Origin of the sequence: Paraburkholderia translucens (assembly GCF_020881035.1) — a bacterium.
Classification (GTDB): Bacteria; Pseudomonadota; Gammaproteobacteria; order Burkholderiales; family Burkholderiaceae; genus Paraburkholderia; species Paraburkholderia translucens.
In genome coordinates, this window is record NZ_JAJITC010000036.1 from 1 (window position 1) to 3,159 (window position 3,159).

2 rRNA genes are annotated in these 3,159 nt (G+C 54.2%); both read right to left on the minus strand.

Going from position 1 to position 3,159, the window contains the following annotated elements:
• Nucleotides 1–9 precede the first annotated feature (9 nt).
• A 5S ribosomal RNA gene (gene rrf, locus LJ655_RS29905) occupies nt 10–123 on the minus strand.
• A gap of 131 nt (nt 124–254) precedes the next feature.
• A 23S ribosomal RNA gene (locus LJ655_RS29910) occupies nt 255–3,137 on the minus strand.
• Between the last annotated feature and the right edge of the window lie 22 nt (nt 3,138–3,159).

Sequence of the window (3,159 nt, forward strand, 5' to 3'; positions counted from 1 at the left end):
GGGTAAGGAGCCTGACGATTACCTACTTTCACACGGGCAATCCGCACTATCATCGGCGTGGAGTCGTTTCACGGTCCTGTTCGGGATGGGAAGGGGTGGGACCGACTCGCTATGGTCATCAGGCATGACGGGTTGCTGCGTCGCAAGGGAGTGCGCCACAGCCAATCGGGAAGAAGCGTAAAGGATGCGTGTGGAGGGGTTGTGTTGCCGATCTGGCACAACACGGATCCCGACCGGTGAAACCCACCGGTTATAGGATCAAGCCTTACGGGCAATTAGTATCAGTTAGCTCAGTACATTACTGTACGTGCACACCTGACCTATCAACGTCCTGGTCTTGAACGACCCTTCAAGGGGCTCGCAGCCCCGGGGATATCTCATCTTAAGGCGAGTTTCCCGCTTAGATGCTTTCAGCGGTTATCTCTTCCGAACATAGCTACCCGGCGATGCCACTGGCGTGACAACCGGTACACCAGAGGTTCGTCCACTCCGGTCCTCTCGTACTAGGAGCAGCCCCCTTCAAATATCCAGCGCCCACGGCAGATAGGGACCAAACTGTCTCACGACGTTTTAAACCCAGCTCACGTACCTCTTTAAATGGCGAACAGCCATACCCTTGGGACCGGCTACAGCCCCAGGATGAGATGAGCCGACATCGAGGTGCCAAACACCGCCGTCGATATGAACTCTTGGGCGGTATCAGCCTGTTATCCCCAGAGTACCTTTTATCCGTTGAGCGATGGCCCTTCCATACAGAACCACCGGATCACTATGACCTGCTTTCGCACCTGTTCGACTTGTCAGTCTCACAGTCAAGCACGCTTATGCCATTGCACTATCAGCACGATTTCCGACCGTACCTAGCGTACCTTCGTACTCCTCCGTTACACTTTGGGAGGAGACCGCCCCAGTCAAACTGCCTACCATGCACTGTCCCCAGGCCCGCTTCAGGGCCCAAGGTTAGAACCTCAAACAGATCAGGGTGGTATTTCAAGGACGGCTCCACGCAAACTGGCGTTCACGCTTCACAGCCTCCCACCTATCCTACACAGACCGGTTCAAAGTCCAATGCAAAGCTACAGTAAAGGTTCATGGGGTCTTTCCGTCTAGCCGCGGGGAGATTGCATCATCACAAACACTTCAACTTCGCTGAGTCTCGGGAGGAGACAGTGTGGCCATCGTTACGCCATTCGTGCAGGTCGGAACTTACCCGACAAGGAATTTCGCTACCTTAGGACCGTTATAGTTACGGCCGCCGTTTACCGGGACTTCAATCAGGAGCTTGCACCCCATCATTTAATCTTCCGGCACCGGGCAGGCGTCACACCCTATACGTCCACTTTCGTGTTTGCAGAGTGCTGTGTTTTTATTAAACAGTCGCAGCCACCAGTTTATTGCAACCCCTTCACCCTTCTGGCGCAGGCCAGTCAAGCTACCAGGGCGTACCTTATCCCGAAGTTACGGTACCAATTTGCCGAGTTCCTTCTCCCGAGTTCTCTCAAGCGCCTTAGAATACTCATCTCGCCCACCTGTGTCGGTTTGCGGTACGGTCATCGTGAAACTGAAGCTTAGAGGCTTTTCCTGGAACCCCTTCCAGTTGCTTCGCTTCCGAAGAAGCTCGCGCCACACCCTTGAGTCCTGTGCCCGGATTTGCCAAAGCACCCTCTCCAATGCAGCGACCGGGACTTCCAACACCCGGACAACCTTCCGCGATCCGTCCCCCCATCGCATTTCACAATGGTGCAGAAATATTAATCTGCTTCCCATCAGCTACGCATTTCTGCCTCGCCTTAGGGGCCGACTCACCCTACGCCGATGAACGTTGCGTAGGAAACCTTGGGCTTACGGCGAGGGGGCCTTTCACCCCCTTTATCGCTACTCATGTCAGCATTCGCACTTCCGATACCTCCAGCACACCTTCCGGTGCACCTTCGCAGGCTTACGGAACGCTCTCCTACCATGCACATAAATGTGCATCCGCAGCTTCGGTATATGGCTTAGCCCCGTTACATCTTCCGCGCAGGACGACTCGATCAGTGAGCTATTACGCTTTCTTTAAAGGGTGGCTGCTTCTAAGCCAACCTCCTGACTGTTTTAGCCTTCCCACTTCGTTTCCCACTTAGCCATATTTGGGGACCTTAGCTGGCGGTCTGGGTTGTTTCCCTCTTGACACCGGACGTTAGCACCCGATGTCTGTCTCCCGTGATTGCACTCTTCGGTATTCGGAGTTTGCTATGGCGTAGTAATCCGCAATGGACCCCACAACCATGACAGTGCTCTACCCCCGAAGGTGATACACGAGGCACTACCTAAATAGTTTTCGGAGAGAACCAGCTATTTCCAGGTTTGTTTAGCCTTTCACCCCTATCCACAGCTCATCCCCTAACTTTTCAACGTTAGTGGGTTCGGTCCTCCAGCACGTGTTACCGTGCCTTCAACCTGGCCATGGATAGATCACCTGGTTTCGGGTCTACACCCAGCGACTGGACGCCCTGTTCGGACTCGCTTTCGCTACGCCTGCCCTAATCGGTTAAGCTCGCCACTGAATGTAAGTCGCTGACCCATTATACAAAAGGTACGCCGTCACCCCTTCGCAGAGGCTCCGACTGTTTGTATGCATGCGGTTTCAGGATCTGTTTCACTCCCCTCCCGGGGTTCTTTTCGCCTTTCCCTCACGGTACTGGTTCACTATCGGTCGATCACGAGTATTTAGCCTTGGAGGATGGTCCCCCCATCTTCAGACAGGATTTCACGTGTCCCGCCCTACTTCTCGTACACCCAGTCCTTCCACACTGCTTTCGCCTACGGGGCTATCACCCGCTATGGCCGCACTTTCCAGAGCGTTCGGCTAACAGTACAGATAACGTGTACAGGCTGCTCCCATTTCGCTCGCCACTACTCTGGGAATCTCGGTTGATTTCTTTTCCTGCGGTTACTTAGATGTTTCAGTTCACCGCGTTCGCTTCACATGACCTATGGATTCAGTCATGGATACTCCATACGGAGTGGGTTTCCCCATTCGGACATCGACGGATCAAAGCTCGTTTGCCAGCTCCCCGTCGCTTTTCGCAGGCTACCGCGTCCTTCATCGCCTGTGATCGCCAAGGCATCCACCACATGCACTTGTTCGCTTGACCCTATAACGGGTGCGTCTCTGTG